The organism is Streptomyces sp. S.PNR 29 (genome assembly GCF_030386795.1).
Lineage (GTDB): Bacteria > Actinomycetota > Actinomycetes > Streptomycetales > Streptomycetaceae > Streptomyces.
On record NZ_JANUQM010000009.1, the window covers coordinates 79,004 to 93,347 of the forward strand.

The 14,344-nt window shown below is 70.4% G+C and carries 20 protein-coding genes; 9 read left to right on the forward strand and 11 right to left on the reverse strand.

The genetic code is table 11. The annotated features are described in order from the left end of the window. The first annotated feature begins 74 nt into the window (after nt 1-74). Nucleotides 75-440: a YbjQ family protein gene (locus NW895_RS23860; protein WP_289937903.1), complete on the forward strand. Its 366-nt coding sequence runs from the start codon at nt 75-77 to the stop codon at nt 438-440. A 21-nt stretch (nt 441-461) separates the two neighbouring features. Here NW895_RS23860 and NW895_RS23865 read toward each other — a convergent pair whose 3' ends face one another. Next, complete coding sequence (locus tag NW895_RS23865) at nt 462-1,223, reverse strand: MerR family transcriptional regulator (protein WP_289937904.1); 762 nt, start codon at nt 1,221-1,223, stop codon at nt 462-464. Between the two features lie 89 nt (nt 1,224-1,312). Between NW895_RS23865 and NW895_RS23870 the strand changes: the two genes are divergently transcribed. After that, the gene (locus NW895_RS23870) at nt 1,313-2,734 is read left to right on the forward strand and encodes a glutamate decarboxylase (protein ID WP_289937906.1); all 1,422 of its coding nucleotides are present in this window, start codon (nt 1,313-1,315) and stop codon (nt 2,732-2,734) included. A gap of 18 nt (nt 2,735-2,752) precedes the next feature. Here the strand turns inward: NW895_RS23870 and NW895_RS23875 are convergent, their stop codons facing one another. The 4 genes from NW895_RS23875 to NW895_RS23890 all read right to left on the reverse strand — a co-directional run bounded on the left by NW895_RS23875 (nt 2,753) and on the right by NW895_RS23890 (nt 6,438). Then, complete coding sequence (locus NW895_RS23875; protein ID WP_289937907.1) at nt 2,753-3,394, reverse strand: PadR family transcriptional regulator; 642 nt, start codon at nt 3,392-3,394, stop codon at nt 2,753-2,755. A 25-nt stretch (nt 3,395-3,419) separates the two neighbouring features. Continuing rightward, nucleotides 3,420-3,968: a DinB family protein gene (locus NW895_RS23880; RefSeq protein ID WP_289937908.1), complete on the reverse strand. Its 549-nt coding sequence runs from the start codon at nt 3,966-3,968 to the stop codon at nt 3,420-3,422. 117 nt (nt 3,969-4,085) lie between these two features. Then, nucleotides 4,086-5,546 (reverse strand): aldehyde dehydrogenase family protein, encoded by a 1,461-nt coding sequence (locus NW895_RS23885; protein WP_289937909.1) that lies wholly within the window; start codon nt 5,544-5,546, stop codon nt 4,086-4,088. Nucleotides 5,547-5,613: 67 nt separating this feature from the next. Then, complete coding sequence (locus NW895_RS23890) at nt 5,614-6,438, reverse strand: helix-turn-helix transcriptional regulator (protein WP_289938316.1); 825 nt, start codon at nt 6,436-6,438, stop codon at nt 5,614-5,616. A gap of 365 nt (nt 6,439-6,803) precedes the next feature. Here NW895_RS23890 and NW895_RS23895 point away from each other — a divergent pair, with 365 nt between their 5' ends. Further along, nucleotides 6,804-7,283, forward strand: coding sequence for an ATP-binding protein (locus NW895_RS23895; RefSeq protein ID WP_289937910.1), 480 nt, complete (start codon nt 6,804-6,806; stop codon nt 7,281-7,283). A 108-nt stretch (nt 7,284-7,391) separates the two neighbouring features. Here NW895_RS23895 and NW895_RS23900 read toward each other — a convergent pair whose 3' ends face one another. The 5 genes from NW895_RS23900 to rpmG form a co-directional block, all read right to left on the reverse strand. Continuing rightward, nucleotides 7,392-7,661, reverse strand: a complete 270-nt coding sequence (locus tag NW895_RS23900; protein WP_289937912.1) for a DUF397 domain-containing protein — start codon at nt 7,659-7,661, stop codon at nt 7,392-7,394. Nucleotides 7,662-7,945: 284 nt separating this feature from the next. Beyond that, entirely contained in the window at nt 7,946-8,179 is a 234-nt protein-coding gene (rpsR, locus tag NW895_RS23905; protein WP_289937913.1) for a 30S ribosomal protein S18, read from the reverse strand. A gap of 5 nt (nt 8,180-8,184) precedes the next feature. After that, a complete protein-coding gene (locus NW895_RS23910; protein ID WP_289937914.1) occupies nt 8,185-9,405 on the reverse strand; it encodes a GTP-binding protein in 1,221 nt (406 codons plus the stop codon). 4 nt (nt 9,406-9,409) lie between these two features. Beyond that, a complete protein-coding gene (locus tag NW895_RS23915; protein ID WP_289937915.1) occupies nt 9,410-9,667 on the reverse strand; it encodes a type B 50S ribosomal protein L31 in 258 nt (85 codons plus the stop codon). Between the two features lie 8 nt (nt 9,668-9,675). Next, complete coding sequence (gene rpmG / locus NW895_RS23920; protein ID WP_033524681.1) at nt 9,676-9,840, reverse strand: 50S ribosomal protein L33; 165 nt, start codon at nt 9,838-9,840, stop codon at nt 9,676-9,678. Between the two features lie 62 nt (nt 9,841-9,902). On the opposite strand from rpmG, the gene rpmB reads away from it, so the two are divergent. The 4 genes from rpmB to NW895_RS23940 all read left to right on the forward strand — a co-directional run bounded on the left by rpmB (nt 9,903) and on the right by NW895_RS23940 (nt 11,663). Beyond that, nucleotides 9,903-10,139, forward strand: a complete 237-nt coding sequence (rpmB, locus tag NW895_RS23925) for a 50S ribosomal protein L28 (RefSeq protein WP_289937921.1) — start codon at nt 9,903-9,905, stop codon at nt 10,137-10,139. Between the two features lie 18 nt (nt 10,140-10,157). Continuing rightward, nucleotides 10,158-10,463, forward strand: a complete 306-nt coding sequence (gene rpsN, locus NW895_RS23930) for a 30S ribosomal protein S14 (RefSeq protein ID WP_289937922.1) — start codon at nt 10,158-10,160, stop codon at nt 10,461-10,463. Nucleotides 10,464-10,518: 55 nt separating this feature from the next. Continuing rightward, entirely contained in the window at nt 10,519-11,007 is a 489-nt protein-coding gene (locus NW895_RS23935) for a hypothetical protein (protein WP_289937923.1), read from the forward strand. Nucleotides 11,008-11,129: 122 nt separating this feature from the next. Further along, complete coding sequence (locus NW895_RS23940; RefSeq protein WP_289937924.1) at nt 11,130-11,663, forward strand: DUF4232 domain-containing protein; 534 nt, start codon at nt 11,130-11,132, stop codon at nt 11,661-11,663. A 4-nt stretch (nt 11,664-11,667) separates the two neighbouring features. Here the strand turns inward: NW895_RS23940 and NW895_RS23945 are convergent, their stop codons facing one another. After that, complete coding sequence (locus NW895_RS23945; protein WP_289937925.1) at nt 11,668-12,786, reverse strand: DUF2786 domain-containing protein; 1,119 nt, start codon at nt 12,784-12,786, stop codon at nt 11,668-11,670. 87 nt (nt 12,787-12,873) lie between these two features. On the opposite strand from NW895_RS23945, the gene NW895_RS23950 reads away from it, so the two are divergent. Together NW895_RS23950 and NW895_RS23955 are read left to right on the forward strand one after the other, a co-directional pair. Then, nucleotides 12,874-13,506, forward strand: coding sequence for a LysE family translocator (locus NW895_RS23950; protein ID WP_289937926.1), 633 nt, complete (start codon nt 12,874-12,876; stop codon nt 13,504-13,506). A 74-nt stretch (nt 13,507-13,580) separates the two neighbouring features. Beyond that, nucleotides 13,581-14,324, forward strand: a complete 744-nt coding sequence (locus NW895_RS23955; RefSeq protein WP_289937927.1) for a Clp protease N-terminal domain-containing protein — start codon at nt 13,581-13,583, stop codon at nt 14,322-14,324. Nucleotides 14,325-14,344: the final 20 nt, after the last annotated feature.

A 14,344-nucleotide genomic window follows, 5' to 3' on the forward strand; every position in this document is an offset into this window, starting at 1 on the left:
GCAGCCGTGGGGACCCAGGTTCCATGGAGGTACCCAGGATGCACTGTGGCTCCACTGGGGCAAAGCTGTGAACCATGGGCATCGAAGAATACGGCGGCGGACAGGGCCCCGAGCCCGATGTGCTCGTGGTGACCACGAACGACGTACCCGGCTACCGCGTCCAGGAGGTCCTCGGTGAGGTGTTCGGGCTGACCGTGCGCTCCCGGCATCTGGGCAGTCAGATCGGGGCCGGGCTGAAGTCGCTGGTCGGGGGTGAGCTGCGCGGGCTCACGAAGACCCTCGTGGAGACCCGTAACCAGGCCATGTTCCGTCTCATCGAGCAGGCACGCGCGCGTGGCGCCAACGCGGTGCTTTCGTTCCGTTTCGACGTGACGGAGGCTGCGGACGTGGGCACCGAGGTGTGCGCGTACGGGACGGCGGCGGTCCTGGCCCGGGAGTGAACCCCATCCCGGGCCAGGGTCCTAGGCGGTGTGCCGGGCGGCGTTCGCCGTGATCGCGTCCCTGAGGTGCTCGGCGAGGCCTGGCCGCATCGAGTCGTAGAACGCCTTGAAACGCTCGTCGGAGACGTACATCTCACCGAGACCGGTGTGGATCTCGTACGAGCACTCGTAGTACCACCGGCAGATGTGCTGCCGGTGCTCCTCGGCCATGTCCATGGCAGCCTCGCCGGTCGGCGGATCGCCGGCGGTCATCAGGGCGTCGTAGCGCTCGCCCCAGTGGGCCATCTCGGCCTGGATGCGATTCCAGTCCTCCTTGGTGTAGCGGGCGGTGCGGCGCTGCGACTCGGCGTACTGCGGCGTCCCGCCCCAGCGCTGTTCCGCCTCCTCCGCGTACTGTTCGGGGTCCTTGTCCCCGAACACCTCGAACTTCTCCTCCGGCGTGAGGTCGATGCCCATCTTGCGTGCCTCCATGGCGTGCTCCACGGCCGCCGCCATCTTCCGCAGCTTCTCGATCCGGGCGGTCAGCAGCTCGTGCTGACGGCGCAGGTGTACGCGCGGGTCCGCTTCCGGATCGTCGAGCAGGACGGCGACCTCGTCGAGCGGGAAGCCGAGCTCGCGGTAGAACAGGATCTGCTGCAGCCGGTCGAGGTCGGCGTCGCTGTAGCGCCGGTGGCCCGCGTGGCTGCGCTCGCTCGGGACGAGCAGGCCGATGTCGTCGTAGTGGTGCAGGGTGCGCACCGTCACTCCGGCGAAGCCGGCGACCTGTCCCACGGAGTAGCTCACTTCCGCTCCCTTCCGTCTTTACGCACTCCACGGTGAGCCCTTACGCGACGTGAGGTGCAAGCCCGGCACCTCCGCCTTACCGTCGAGACATGCCACTGCACCACGGGCACGACGCCCCGCAGGACGAGAAGAGCGACCGGCGCAGGCTTGCCGTGAACCCGTTCCACGGGGAGGCGAACCCGGTCGGCGGCATGATCGAGGCCCCGCCCACCCACCGGCTTCCGGACGCTCCCCTGCCACCCTCGACGGCGTACCAGCTGGTCCACGACGAGCTGATGCTGGACGGCAACGCGCGGCTGAACCTCGCCACCTTCGTCACCACCTGGATGGAGCCGCAGGCCGGGGTCCTGATGTCCGAGTGCCGTGACAAGAACATGATCGACAAGGACGAGTATCCGCGCACCGCCGAGCTGGAGCGGCGCTGTGTGGCGATGCTCGCCGATCTGTGGCACGCGCCGGATCCGTCGGCGGCCGTGGGCTGTTCGACGACCGGGTCGAGCGAGGCGTGCATGCTCGCCGGGATGGCGCTGAAGCGGCGGTGGGCGCAAAGGAACGCCGACCGGTATCCGGGCGCGCGACCCAACCTCGTCATGGGTGTCAACGTCCAGGTGTGCTGGGACAAGTTCTGCACCTTCTGGGAGGTGGAGGCCCGTCAGGTGCCCATGCGGGGCGACCGGTTCCATCTCGATCCGCAGGCCGCCGCCGAGCTGTGCGACGAGAACACCATCGGGGTCGTCGGCGTCCTGGGCTCCACCTTCGACGGGTCGTACGAGCCGATCGCCGAGCTGTGTGCCGCCCTGGACGAGCTTCAGGAGCGGACGGGGCTGGACATCCCGGTGCATGTCGACGGGGCGTCCGGGGCGATGGTCGCGCCCTTCCTCGACGAGGACCTGGTGTGGGACTTCCGGCTGCCGAGGGTCGCCTCCATCAACACCTCGGGGCACAAGTACGGGCTCGTCTACCCGGGCGTCGGCTGGGCGCTGTGGCGGGACGCGGAGGCGCTGCCCGAGGAGCTCGTCTTCCGCGTCAACTATCTGGGCGGCGACATGCCGACCTTCGCGCTGAACTTCTCCCGCCCCGGCGCCCAGGTGGTCGCCCAGTACTACACGTTCCTGCGGCTGGGGCGGGACGGCTACCGGGCCGTGCAGCAGGCCGCGCGGGACGTGGCCACCGGGCTCGCCGACCGCATCGGGGAGCTGGGCGACTTCCGGCTGCTGACCCGGGGCGACGAGCTGCCGGTGTTCGCCTTCACGACCGCGCCGGACGTGCGGGCGTACGACGTGTTCGACGTCTCCCGGCGGCTGCGCGAGGGCGGCTGGCTGGTGCCCGCGTACACCTTCCCGCCGCACCGCGAGGACCTGTCCGTGCTGCGGGTGGTGTGCCGCAACGGCTTCTCCGCGGACCTCGCCGAGCTGTTCGTCGAGGACCTGACCCGACTGCTTCCGGACCTGCGCCGGCAGCCGCGTCCACTGACCCACAACAAGGACGCGGCCACCCAGTTCCATCACTAGGGCCTGAGGCCCGGGCGGCTAGCGTGCGTCTTCCCGGTGGGGGGCTTGCGTCGCGTACGGGTTCTCCTCGGCCTCCGCCAGGACGCCGACGAACTGCTCGCCCTCGCCCGCGAAGGTGTAGGCGCCGCCTCGGATGCGGTCGATGAGACCCCGGGTCCACTCGGCGCCGGTGTCGGCGGAGTGGACCCAGAAGTTCATGATCTCGCCGATGTGACCGAGCTGACCGGGGCCGTCCTCCGGCGTGTAGTACTCGGTGACGGACGTGCGCCACTCCTCGATGCTGCGCAACCGCTCCTCCAGGAGCCGGACGGCCTCCGCGCGGTCCAGGTCCACCATGAAGCCGAGCGCGGCGGTGAGGACGTCCGGCCTCTGGTCGTACGCGGTGAGGGACGCGCGCAGCAGCGTGAAGTACTCCTCGGTGCCCTCCTCCGTGAGCTCGTACTCGACCCGCGGCGGGCCGCCGACCGTGGACGGCGCGATCTCGTGCGCGTACAGCAGGCCCTGTTTCGCCATCTGCTTCAGGGCGTGGTAGATCGAGCCGGGCTTGGCGTTGGACCACTCGTGCGCGCCCCAGTACTCCAGGTCGTTGCGCACCTGGTAGCCGTGGGCCCGCCCGTGCAGGCGCACCGCGCCCAGCACGAGGAGACGGATCGCTGACATGCCGTCCAGACTAGGCCGCGCCTGGTCAGCCCCAGGAGGTGCCCTGTTCCTTCGCCACCAGTTCGAAAGCGGTGGCGCCGTCCAGCGACTCGCGGATGATGTCGGCGTGTCCGGCGTGCCGGGCCGTCTCACGGATCAGGTGCAGGCACACCCAGCGCATCGAGACGCGGCCCTCCGGCGGGAACCAGGGCTGGTCGGGAAGCGCGAACGTGTCGTCGAGGCTGGGCACCGACCGGATGAACGCCTCCGTCTCGGCGGCGACCTTCTCGTAGTACGCCAGGCACGACTCCACGGTCTCGTCGCCGGTCAGCTGGAAGCACTCGTGCCAGTTGGTCTCGTCCCGGTGCACGGCCGGCGACTCGCCCTTGGCCCGGGCGATCCAGCCCTGCTCGACCTCGGCGACATGCTTGAGCAGCCCCGCCAGGGACAGCTCGCTCGCACTGGGCCTGCTGGTGGCCTGCTGGTCCGTCAGTCCGAGCACCGACCGGCGGATGCCGCCGCGCTGTTCGGCGATGAAGGACAGGAGCGCTCCGCGCTCGTCGCCGTGTGCCTCTGCGGGAACGTGAGTGACCATGACCGGCCGCCTTTCATCGGGTCGCCCCTTGTGGGGTTCCTGCCTGACACCGATGAAGCTACGGGGGCTTGCGGTCAGCTTCTGTCCGCAACGCGGAGCGGTGGCCGCACAGGCCGCTCAGAACGGGAAGCGGCTCCGTCCGTGCTGCACCGAGATCCACTTCAGCGTGGTGAAGGCCTCCAGCATCGTCTCGCCGTTCAGCCGGCCGATGCCGGACTGCTTCTCGCCGCCGAACGGGACGATCGGCTCGTCGTGGACCGTGCCGTCGTTCACGTGGAACATGCCGGTGTCGATCTGCTGGGCGAACGCGACACCGCGCTCGATGTTCCCGGTGTGCACGGCACCGCTCAGACCGTACGGGGTGTCGTTGACGAGGCGTACGGCCTCCTCCTCGCCGTCGAACGGGATGAGGAAGGCGACCGGGCCGAAGACCTCCTGCTTCAGCAGGGAGGAGTCGGCGGGGAGGTCCGTGAGGACGGACGGCTCGACGAGGTTGTCGGTCCGTCCGCCGCGCACCAGGGCCGTCGCGCCCTCGGCGAGGGCCTGCTCGACCGCGCCCGAAAGGGCGTCCGCCTGCGAGGAGCTGATCACCGGGCCGATGACGGTCTCGGGGTCGCGCGGGTCGCCGGTCTTCAGGGACCTCACCTTGGCGACGAACTTCTCGGTGAACTCGTCCGCGACCGAGCGGTCGACCAGGACGCGGTTCGCGGCCATGCAGACCTGGCCCTGGTGGACGTACCGGCTGAAGACCGCCGCGTCGACCGCGTAGTCGACGTCGGCGTCGTCGAGGACCACCAGCGCGCTGTTGCCGCCCAGTTCGAGCACCGAGCGCTTGAAGTTCGCGGCGCAGACGGTGGCGACGTGGCGGCCGACCTTGTCGGAGCCGGTGAAGGAGATGACCTTGGGAATCGGGTGCTCGATGAACGCGTCGCCGATCTCCGCGATGTCCGTGACGACGACGTTCAGCAGGCCGCCCGGCAGCCCCGCGTCCTCGAAGATCTTCGCGACCAGGGTGCCGCCGACGATCGGCGTGCTCTGGTGCGGCTTGAGGACGACGCCGTTGCCGAGGGCGAGCGCGGGGGCGACCGACTTGACCGAGAGCAGGAAGGGGAAGTTGAAGGGGCTGATCACGCCCACGACACCGACCGGGACCCGGTAGACGCGGTTCTCCTTGCCGTCGACCGGGGAGGGGATGATCCTGCCCTCGGGGCGCAGCGACAGGTGGATCGCCTCGCGCAGGAACTCCTTGGCGAGGTGCAGCTCGAAGGCGGCCTTCAGCCGAGTGCCGCCGAGCTCGGCGATGATCGCCTCGCTGATCTCCTGCTCGTGGTTCTCTATCAGCCGCAGCGCCTTCTCGAAGACCGCGCGGCGGGCGTAGGGGTTGGTCGCCGCCCACTGCTTCTGGGCACGAGCGGCGCACTGGTACGCCTCGTCGATCTCGTCGGCCGTGGCTATGGTGATCGACGCCAGCTTCTCGTTGTCGTACGGATTGAAGTCGATGATGTCCCACGAGCCGGTGCCCGGACGCCACTCACCGTCGATGTACTGCTGAGCCAGGTCGGTGAAGTACGACGACATGTGATCCCTCAATCCTCGCTGCCGTAGCAGACATCGCGGTCTGATCACACGTCATCGTACGTCTGCTTCAGGAGAGTTGGAGGAGACCTCGGAGAAGGTCACGGCTCTCCGACGGGCCGGGGCTGTCCTGCTGCAGTTCCTTCATCGCCCGCTCGTACTGGGCGACGTCCTCCTGCTTGTCCAGGTACAGCGCGCTGGTGAGCTGTTCCAGGTACACGACGTCCGAGAGGTCGGACTCCGGGAAGCTGAGGATCGTGAACGCGCCACTTTCGCCGGAGTGACCGCCGAAGCTGAACGGCATGACCTGCAGCCGTACGTTGGGGTGTTCGGACATCTCGATCAGGTGCTGGAGCTGGCCGCGCATCACCTCGCGGTCACCGTAGGGACGGCGCAGGGCGGCCTCGTCCAGGACGATGTGGAACTCCGGAGCGTTCTTCGAAGTGAGGTACTTCTGCCGCTCCAGGCGCAGCGCCACGCGCTTTTCGACGTCGGTCTCGCTCGCGCCCTTCATACCGCGCCGGACCACCGCGCGGGCGTACTCCTCGGTCTGCAGCAGGCCGTGCACGAACTGCACCTCGTACACGCGGATCAGCGACGCCGCGCCCTCCAGGCCCACATAGGTGGGGAACCAGCTGGGCAGGACGTCGGAGTAACTGTGCCACCAGCCCGCGACGTTGGCTTCCTTGGCGAGGGACAGCAGGGAGGCGCGCTCCTGCTCGTCCGTGATGCCGTACAGCGTCAACAGGTCTTCGACGTCCCTTGTCTTGAAGCTCACCCGGCCCAGCTCCATCCGGCTGATCTTCGACTCCGAGGCGCGGATGGAATACCCCGCCGCCTCGCGGGTGATTCCGCGTGCTTCCCGCAGTCGCCTGAGTTGCGAGCCGAGCAGCATCCGCCGCACCACCGATCCGGGCTCTCCCGCGCTCACGTTCGCCAGCCTCCCCAACCGTCTTCAGGGGCCGAAGTCTGCCACTAAATCACTCCGAGCAGTACTCGTCCGGTTACTGAAACGGAATCGAGCCAGCGAATCCGCACCCGGGTGAGCAAGGAAGCAGAGCGTGAACGGCAAGGAGAAGGCGAGAAGATGACGGAAAAATTGGCCAAGAAGCGGTACGGGAAGGTCCATTTCGGTCAGCTGCACGTGCATCTGCCCTTGCATCTGCCCAGCGCATCCGAAACCATGGTCCCGCACCACCGCCGTATCGCTACGACCGCGAATTCCCGGGAGTGCCTCGCATGGGGACGAATGGATCGACCATGCTCGAGCCGTTACGGCAGGGCCTTCCGCCGCTTGATCCCGCGGCCGCGTCCAGCGCCGCCTCCTGCGCGCTGCCCGCCCGTTACGAAGCGGTCCGCGAGGCGCGGCGGTTCACCCGCGGAACGCTCGATCAGTGGGAGATAGGCGACCGCTTCGACGACGTCTGCCTCGTGGTCTCCGAACTGGTCACCAACGCGCTGCGGCACGCCCTGCCCCCCTCCGCCTCGCGCTGCCCGGAGCAGAACCCGCCCGTGCGGCTGCACTTGATGCGGTGGACCGAGCGGCTGGTGTGCGCGGTGCGCGACCCCAGCCACGACAGCCCGGTCGCCCGGGACTCGGACGACTTCTCGGCGGAGTCGGGCCGCGGGCTGTTCCTGGTGGACTCCTTCAGCGACAGCTGGGGCTGGCATCCGCTGGCGGGCACGCTCAGCGGCAAGGTGGTCTGGGCGCTGTTCCGGCTGCAGCGGCCTGCCGAATGACGGACCTCGGCGCCTTCTGGCGTCGAGGTTCTACGCGCGTTACGAAGCGTGATGCGCTGATCGCCCCGAGTTGTGCCGGTTGCCCCGGGTGCGGCCGGGGTCGGAGGCTCAGCCCGCTATCAGATGGTCGAACTCCCCGTCCTTGACGCCGAGGAGCATCGCCTCGATCTCGGCGCGGGTGTAGACGAGCGCGGGCCCGTCCGGGAAGCGGGAGTTGCGTACGGCCACGTCCCCTCCGGGCAGCCGCGCGAACTCCACGCAGGAGCCCTGCGAGTTGCTGTGCCGGCTCTTCTGCCAGGCCACGTCGTGCAGCTTCGTCGCGGCGATGCCGTTGTACACGCCGGACGCGTCGAGGGCGTCGTACACGTCGTGGTCCACAGGTCGCTCCCCGGTGGTGCACTGGCTGATGTGGCCATTGGTGCTGTGGTCAACTGAACCCGGATCATATCCCCGTTCATGTGCAGATGCAGGAGCAGATGCACGTGCACGGGCCGTGGTCCCGCGGTTACGGGGGTTGACGACAGCTTTACCGAAAGCTTCGCCCTCTTTGACGACTGCTGCGCCGAAGTCGTTCCCCCGCCGGCCCGGAAGGCCGGGGAAACATGCGGAAACGCCGACGGGGCCCAGCTCATGGAAGCGGGCCCCGACGGCAGGCGGGTGGGTCAGCGGCTGGAGTACGGCAACAGGGCCATCTCGCGGGCGTTCTTGACCGCCGCGGCGATCTGGCGCTGCTGCTGGGCCGAGACGCGGGTGACGCGACGGCTGCGGATCTTGCCGCGGTCGGAGATGAACTTCCGCAGCAGATCGGTGTCCTTGTAGTCGATGTAGGTGATCCCGGCCTGGTCCAGAGGGTTGGGGCGGTTCTTGACGGGCCGGCGGTCGGTCTTGCGGGGCATCGGGGTCAGACCTCCAGAAGGGTGTCGAAGGCGGGCGGCAGCCGCTTCCAGGCCTCGCGCCCGGCGGCGTACTCGGCGTCGGTGAGCAGGCAGGACTCCAGCAGGTGTGCGAGTCCGTCCCGGTCGAGGCCGGGAGACGTGAAGACCAGGTGCTGGCTGCGGTCGCCGTGCTCGGGGTGCCAGTCGAGCGCGGCGGCGGCACGGCGCACCGGCGGCACCATGTCCCAGGCCGCGTCGGGCAGCGCGGCGAGCCACGGCCCGGCGCTCTCCACGCACAGGGCTCCGCCGGCCGCGTCCCAGTGCAGCAGCGTGTCGGGCTTGTCGGCGAGCCAGAATCGGCCCCGGCTGCGGGCGGCGGCGCAGGTCAGGTCCTCCAGGGCCGCGTAGAGCCGCTCCGGGTGGAAGGGGCGGCGGCGGTGCCAGACCAGGGTGGACACGCCGTGCGCGTCGGCCTCGGCGGGGAGCAGCGCGCAGGCGGGGTGCTGGGCCGCGGCGGCGGCTTCCACGTCGAAGCCGGCCAGGGCGGCCTGCGCGAGCGCCGACCGCGGGCCCGGACGGCCGAGGCCGCCGCTCACCTCCGGCTCACGAGGTGCCGCGCCGCCTGCCGCACGGCCCGTGCCCGCCGGGTCACCGTGGCCGAGGGGCACCCGACGGGCCGTCGGATGCAGCTGGGCGAGCAGCTCGCGGTCCTCGTCGTCGGCCTCGGGTGACTCGGCGACGGCGAGGACGGGGGCGTACTCCAGCTGGCGGGCGAAGGTGTCGGCGACGGTCCGCTGGTCCGAGGCGGCAGCCGCCAGGCCGCGCTCGGCGAGGTCGTCGCCGTTGCCGAGGTACGGCAGCACCAGTGCCGGGTCGACGGCGGTGATCACGCCGGTGACGGTGAGCCCGCCGGCCGTGACCACCTCCGCCATGGCCTTGGGCTCGACGGAGTCCCACAGCTCGACTATCGCGAGCGGGGTGCCGCCGGCCTGCTCGATCCGCTCCAGCTCCGGCACCAGGTCCTCGCGCAGGGCGCAGCAGGCGCAGTCGTTGACGAGCGGCGCCTCGCCGGCGGTGATGTGGCCGGTGGCGTCCCGGACGGTCCTGACGACCGTGCCCGCCGCGGCCGTCGCCAGGTCGTGGTGGAGGACGACGCTGCCGGGCACGTCGGCGAGCAGCTGCTCGACGGCCGCCTTGCGGGCGTCGGCGTGCAGTCCGCCGACGATCACGACGGAGAGCTCGGGCACGGCACTAGCCCCGCTTCCCGTACCGGCGCTCGAAGCGCTCCACGCGGCCGGCGGTGTCCAGGACGCGGGCCGTGCCGGTGTAGAAGGGGTGGCTGACGTTCGAGATCTCGACGTCGACGACGGGGTAGGTGTTGCCGTCCTCCCACTCGATCGTCTTCTCGCCGGCCGCCGCGGAAAGTGTCGAGCGGGTCAGGAAGGCGTAGTTCGCGGCACGGTCACGGAAGACGACGGGGCCGTACTCCGGGTGGATTCCCTCGCGCATGCGGTGACTCAGCGCTCCTCTCGGAAGTCGACGTGACGGCCGGCCATCGGGTCGAACTTGCGCAGGGTCAGGCGGTCCGGGTCGTTGCGGCGGTTCTTGCGGGTCACATAGGTGTAGCCGGTCCCGGCCGTGGACCGGAGCTTGATGACCGGGCGGAGTTCGTTGCGTGCCATGCCGCTATGCTACTGAAAATGAATTCCATTTACATCCCGGCTTCGAGAGAGGTGCATCACCCGTGTCCGCCCACTGCATGCTGACCGGCGCCCGGCCCGGCTTCGGCAACCGCGTCTCCCACTCTCACCGGCGGACCTCCCGCCGCTTCGACCCCAACATCCAGACCAAGCGCTACTGGCTGCCGAGCGAGGGCCGGTACATCCGGCTGCGGCTGAGCACCAAGGGGATCAGGACGGTCGACGCCATCGGCGTCGAGGCGGCCGTGGCGCGGATCCGCGCGCGCGGTGTGAAGGTCTGAGGGAGCCGGGAGTCCGATATGGCGAAGAAGAGCAAGATCGCGAAGAACGAGAAGCGGCAGGAGATCGTCGCGCGCTACGCCGCGCGCCGTGCCGAGCTGAAGGAGATCATCCGCAGGCCGTCCAGCACCGAGGCCGAACGGCTCGCCGCGCAGCAGGAGTTGCGCAGGCAGCCGCGGGACGCCAGCGCCACCCGGGTGCGCAACCGCGACCAGGTGGACGGGCGGCCGCGCGGCTACTTCCGGGCCTTCGGCCTGTCCCGGGTGAGCCTGCGGGCCCAGGCGCACGCCGGGTATCTGCCGGGGGTGCGCAAGTCGTCCTGGTAGCTTGCTGCGGTCGTGGGGCCGACCCGGCCGCCCGGCTACAGCTTGGGAGCTTCCAGTGACATCGAAGGCACGGATCGCGGCCGCCGCCGTGGGCCTGGTGGGCGCGCTCGCGCTGAGCGCGTGCAGCGACGGCGGCGGCTCCGGGGACTCCACGGACAAGGCGTCGGCCACCCCCGGCGCGAGCGCGGACACGGGCGGCGGCTCCGGCGGGTCGTCGTCCACCGCCGCCGACGGGCTGCAGGGCAACTGGCTCGCCACGACCGGCGGCAAGGCAGTGGCGCTGATCGTCACCGGCAAGGAGGCCGGGCTCTTCACCACCGCCGGGACCGTGTGCAGCGGCACCGCGGGCGAGGAGGCGGGCATGCGGATGATCCACCTCAAGTGCTCCGGCCAGGACAAGGACCGGACGACCGGGATGGTCGACTCCGTCGGGAAGAAGACGCTGAAGGTCTCCTGGGAGGGCGGTCTCGGCGAGGAGACGTACACCAGGTCCGAGGGCGGCAAGCTGCCCACCGGGCTGCCGACGGCCGGTCTCGGGTCCTGACGCTCGCAGGTGCCCGGGGCGGCGGGGCGGGCAACCGTGTCGCGGGTCGGTGCGTGATGATCCTTGCACCGGTCCACGGCCTGTGGACTCGATGACCGACGTCACCACCAGAGGAAGCCCCCATGCGCGCCACCGCCACCCCCGTCGCCGTCGTCGCCGCCCTCGCCACGACGCTCCTTCTGTCCGCCTGCGACGACGGCGGCGGCAGCGGCGGGGCCACCGAGAACAGCAAGAAGAGCACGGCCTGCGTGATCGACGACATGGGCGTGCAGGTCCAGGCGAGCGCGGCGCCGGCCGCCGGGGACACCGGCACCGTCTCCGTCACCCTCACCAACCGCGGCTCCACCTGCACCCTCGACGGCTTCCCGTCCGTCGACCTGTACGCGGGCGGCGGCAGGACGGCCGTCCAGCCGAACCAGGCCGCCAAGCCCCGGAAGCTGACCCTCGCCAAGGACGCGGCCGCCTCCTTCACCCTCACCTACGTACGGGGTGAGGCGGGCGGCGGCAAGAGCCTCGCCGCGAAGACGGCGAAGTTCGGCCTGCCCGGTGCCTCCGCCACGCACAGCTTCACGTGGTCGTACGGCGATGTGGCGCTGAAGGGCGCCGAGGGGCAGCCGGACGCCACGGTGAGCCCGTTCCAGCAGGCGGGCGACTGACGCGTCAGGGCAGCGGGCGGCGGGAGCCCATCCGGGCCCGGTCCGCCGCCCGGGTGCCCTCCGTCCAGCCCGCCGTGTCGCCGGCGCCGCGCAGGCGGGTCGTGGTCGTCTCCGGGAACATGCGCTCCAGGCGGTCGGCGACCGCGACCTCGCGGGAGGCCAGGACCGGGAGCAGGTCCGCCGTGGCCTGTGTGGCGGCGTGTTCGGTCACCGCCCGCAGGCGGGTGCCCACGCGGTGGGCGTAGGCGGCGAGGAAGGACTGGCGGAAGGTCTTCGTACGCTTGCGGCCGCCGGCCCTCTGGACGGCCTCCGCCTTCGTCATCGCGCCCTGTGCCTGCACCAGGAGGGACGTGTAGAGGAGTTCGACCGCCTCCAGGTCGGCTTCGAAGCCGACGACGGTGGAGAAGCCGAACGGCTCGTTCCACACGGCCCGGCAGTGGTTCGCTTCGGCCACCGCGTCCAGCAGCACCGCCTTGGCCTGCTCGTACGGAGGTTCCACGCCGATCCGGCAGGCGCCGGGGGCGTCGGGCGCGGGTGCCTGGGCCGCCAGCAGCGCCTCGTCGATGCTGTGCCGGGCCATCAGCTCCTGCGCCTTGGCGCTGAGCGCCTCGGCCTCCTCCGGGTACGCGGTCGCCTCCGCCTTGGCGAGCAGCGCGCGGATACGGGTGAGGGCGCGGGACTCCGGCCGGCTCTCGGGCCGGGACTCGTCCAGCGGCTCCAGCGCGGGCAGCCGCAGCAGCAGGCGGTACAGCTCAAGCACTGCGGTGGCGTGTGAGAAGCGGTCGGCGGGGGGCGGCTCCTCGGTGTGCAGTGCGTCGAGCTGTGCGGTCCAGCGGCGGCCGCGCGGGCGGTCGTTCGGTGCCTGCCGGCGGATCAGTGCCGACACCAGGCGTATGTGCGTCTCGTCCAGCTCGCGCCGCACGATCCGCACCACGTCGGCGGGCTGCCAGCCGCGCTGCCAGGCGGTGGCCAGGAACTCCTCGCCCCGGCGGGCGACGTCGGCGTCGGTCCCCGGGTCGGCCGCGAGCAGGGAGGCGGCGGAGTCGAGGGTCGCGTCGGTGGTGTCGTAGAGGGCGGTCCGGAAGGCCCGGTCGACGGTGGAGGGCGTGCTGGGCGTGCTCACCCGGCGATGGTGTCATGGCCCCCGGTCGCGTCTCACTCCGCGAAATTCGGTCGTCCGCCGTTCCGCTCGGCTTCGAGCATGGCGCCCATGGTGGACATGTCTTTGTACGCGGCGTTCCTCGTCGCCGCTTTCGCGCTCTGCATCACTCCGGGTCCCGACATGATGTTCATCGTGGCGATGGGCGGACGGGGCGGGCCCACGGTGGGGGTGATGGCCGCGTTCGGGGTCGCCTGCGCGATGCTGGTGCACACGGTCGCCGCGGCGCTGGGACTGTCGGCGCTGTTCACGACGTTGCCGACGCTGTATCACGTGCTGCGCTGGGCGGGCGCGGCCTATCTGCTGTATCTCGCGGTGAAGGCGTTCCGGGACCGGTCGGTGCCGGGCGAGGAGGAGGCCGCCACCGGGGAGGCCCGGATGCGGCGGGCGTTCTGGCAGGGCGTGATCACCAACCTGCTCAATCCCAAGGTGATCCTCTTCAACGTGGCGTTCCTGCCCCAGTTCGTGAACCCGTCCCTCGGTCATGTCCCCGGCCAGCTCCTGCTGCTCGGCGTCACGATCGTGGTGATGGGTTTCCTGTGGGACGGCGGCGTCGGGCTGCTCTCGGGGCGTCTGGCCGACCTGCTCAGGCGCAGCGCGCGCGTGAACCGGTGGCTGAACATCGTCTCCGGGACGGTGTTCACCGGGCTGGCCGTGCGGCTGGTGGTGACCTCACCCAAGTAGCGTCAACTTGTGGTTGACGCCTGTAGTGTCAACCCATCGTTGACGCTCCCAGAGTGTCAACCTATGGTTGACACATGTCGCAGAACCCGAGCATCACGTCATCCGTACGTCTCGACGAACTCATCGCCGCCATCAAGAAGGTCCACGCCGAGCCCCTCCAACAGCTCCAGGACGCGGTGATCGCCGGTGAGCACCTCGGCGAGGTGGCCGACCACCTGATCGGCCACTTCGTGGACCAGGCCCGGCGGTCGGGCGCGTCCTGGACCGACATCGGCAAGAGCATGGGCGTCACCCGGCAGGCGGCACAGAAGCGCTTCGTCCCGAAGGAGGGCACGGAGTTCGACCCCAACCAGGGCTTCGAGCGCTACACGCCCCGCGCCCGCAACACCGTGATGGCCGCCCACAACGAGGCGAAGGCCGCGGGCAACGCCGAGGGCCTGCCCGAGCACCTCGTCCTCGGTCTGCTCGCCGAGCCGGAGAGCATCGCCGCCAAGGCAATCCTCGACCAGGGCGTCTCGCTCGACGCGGTCCGCGAGGCCGCGACCGCCGCGCTCCCGCCGGCCGCCGAGGAGGCCCCCGAGCTGGTCCCCTACGGCTCCGCCGCCAAGAAGGTCCTGGAACTGACCTTCCGGGAGGCCCTCCGCCTCGGCCACAACTACGTCGGCACCGAGCACATCCTGCTCGCCCTGCTGGAGCACGAGAACGGCAAGGGCGTCCTCAGCGGGCTGGGCATCGACAAGGGCAGGACCGAGGAGTACGTCGCCAAGGTGCTGGCGCTGATCACGAAGAGCCGCCAGGAGGAGGCGGACCAGGGCTGACCGTCCCCGCCCCCGGCCTC

Excerpts from the sequence above, each read along its gene's own strand:
- NW895_RS23870 (WP_289937906.1), top strand. The coding sequence starts at position 1,313 with ATGCCACTGCACCACGGGCACGACGCCCCGCAGGACGAGAAGAGCGAC.
- NW895_RS23950 (WP_289937926.1), top strand. The coding sequence starts at position 12,874 with ATGGTGGACATGTCTTTGTACGCGGCGTTCCTCGTCGCCGCTTTCGCG.
- NW895_RS23860 (WP_289937903.1), top strand. The coding sequence starts at position 75 with ATGGGCATCGAAGAATACGGCGGCGGACAGGGCCCCGAGCCCGATGTG.
- NW895_RS23955 (WP_289937927.1), top strand. The coding sequence starts at position 13,581 with ATGTCGCAGAACCCGAGCATCACGTCATCCGTACGTCTCGACGAACTC.
- NW895_RS23915 (WP_289937915.1), bottom strand. The coding sequence starts at position 9,667 with ATGCGCGAGGGAATCCACCCGGAGTACGGCCCCGTCGTCTTCCGTGAC.
- rpsR (WP_289937913.1), bottom strand. The coding sequence starts at position 8,179 with ATGCCCCGCAAGACCGACCGCCGGCCCGTCAAGAACCGCCCCAACCCT.
- NW895_RS23885 (WP_289937909.1), bottom strand. The coding sequence starts at position 5,546 with ATGTCGTCGTACTTCACCGACCTGGCTCAGCAGTACATCGACGGTGAG.
- NW895_RS23890 (WP_289938316.1), bottom strand. The coding sequence starts at position 6,438 with ATGCTGCTCGGCTCGCAACTCAGGCGACTGCGGGAAGCACGCGGAATC.
- NW895_RS23880 (WP_289937908.1), bottom strand. The coding sequence starts at position 3,968 with ATGGTCACTCACGTTCCCGCAGAGGCACACGGCGACGAGCGCGGAGCG.
- rpsN (WP_289937922.1), top strand. The coding sequence starts at position 10,158 with ATGGCGAAGAAGAGCAAGATCGCGAAGAACGAGAAGCGGCAGGAGATC.
- rpmG (WP_033524681.1), bottom strand. The coding sequence starts at position 9,840 with ATGGCACGCAACGAACTCCGCCCGGTCATCAAGCTCCGGTCCACGGCC.
- NW895_RS23875 (WP_289937907.1), bottom strand. The coding sequence starts at position 3,394 with ATGTCAGCGATCCGTCTCCTCGTGCTGGGCGCGGTGCGCCTGCACGGG.
- NW895_RS23940 (WP_289937924.1), top strand. The coding sequence starts at position 11,130 with ATGCGCGCCACCGCCACCCCCGTCGCCGTCGTCGCCGCCCTCGCCACG.
- NW895_RS23895 (WP_289937910.1), top strand. The coding sequence starts at position 6,804 with ATGCTCGAGCCGTTACGGCAGGGCCTTCCGCCGCTTGATCCCGCGGCC.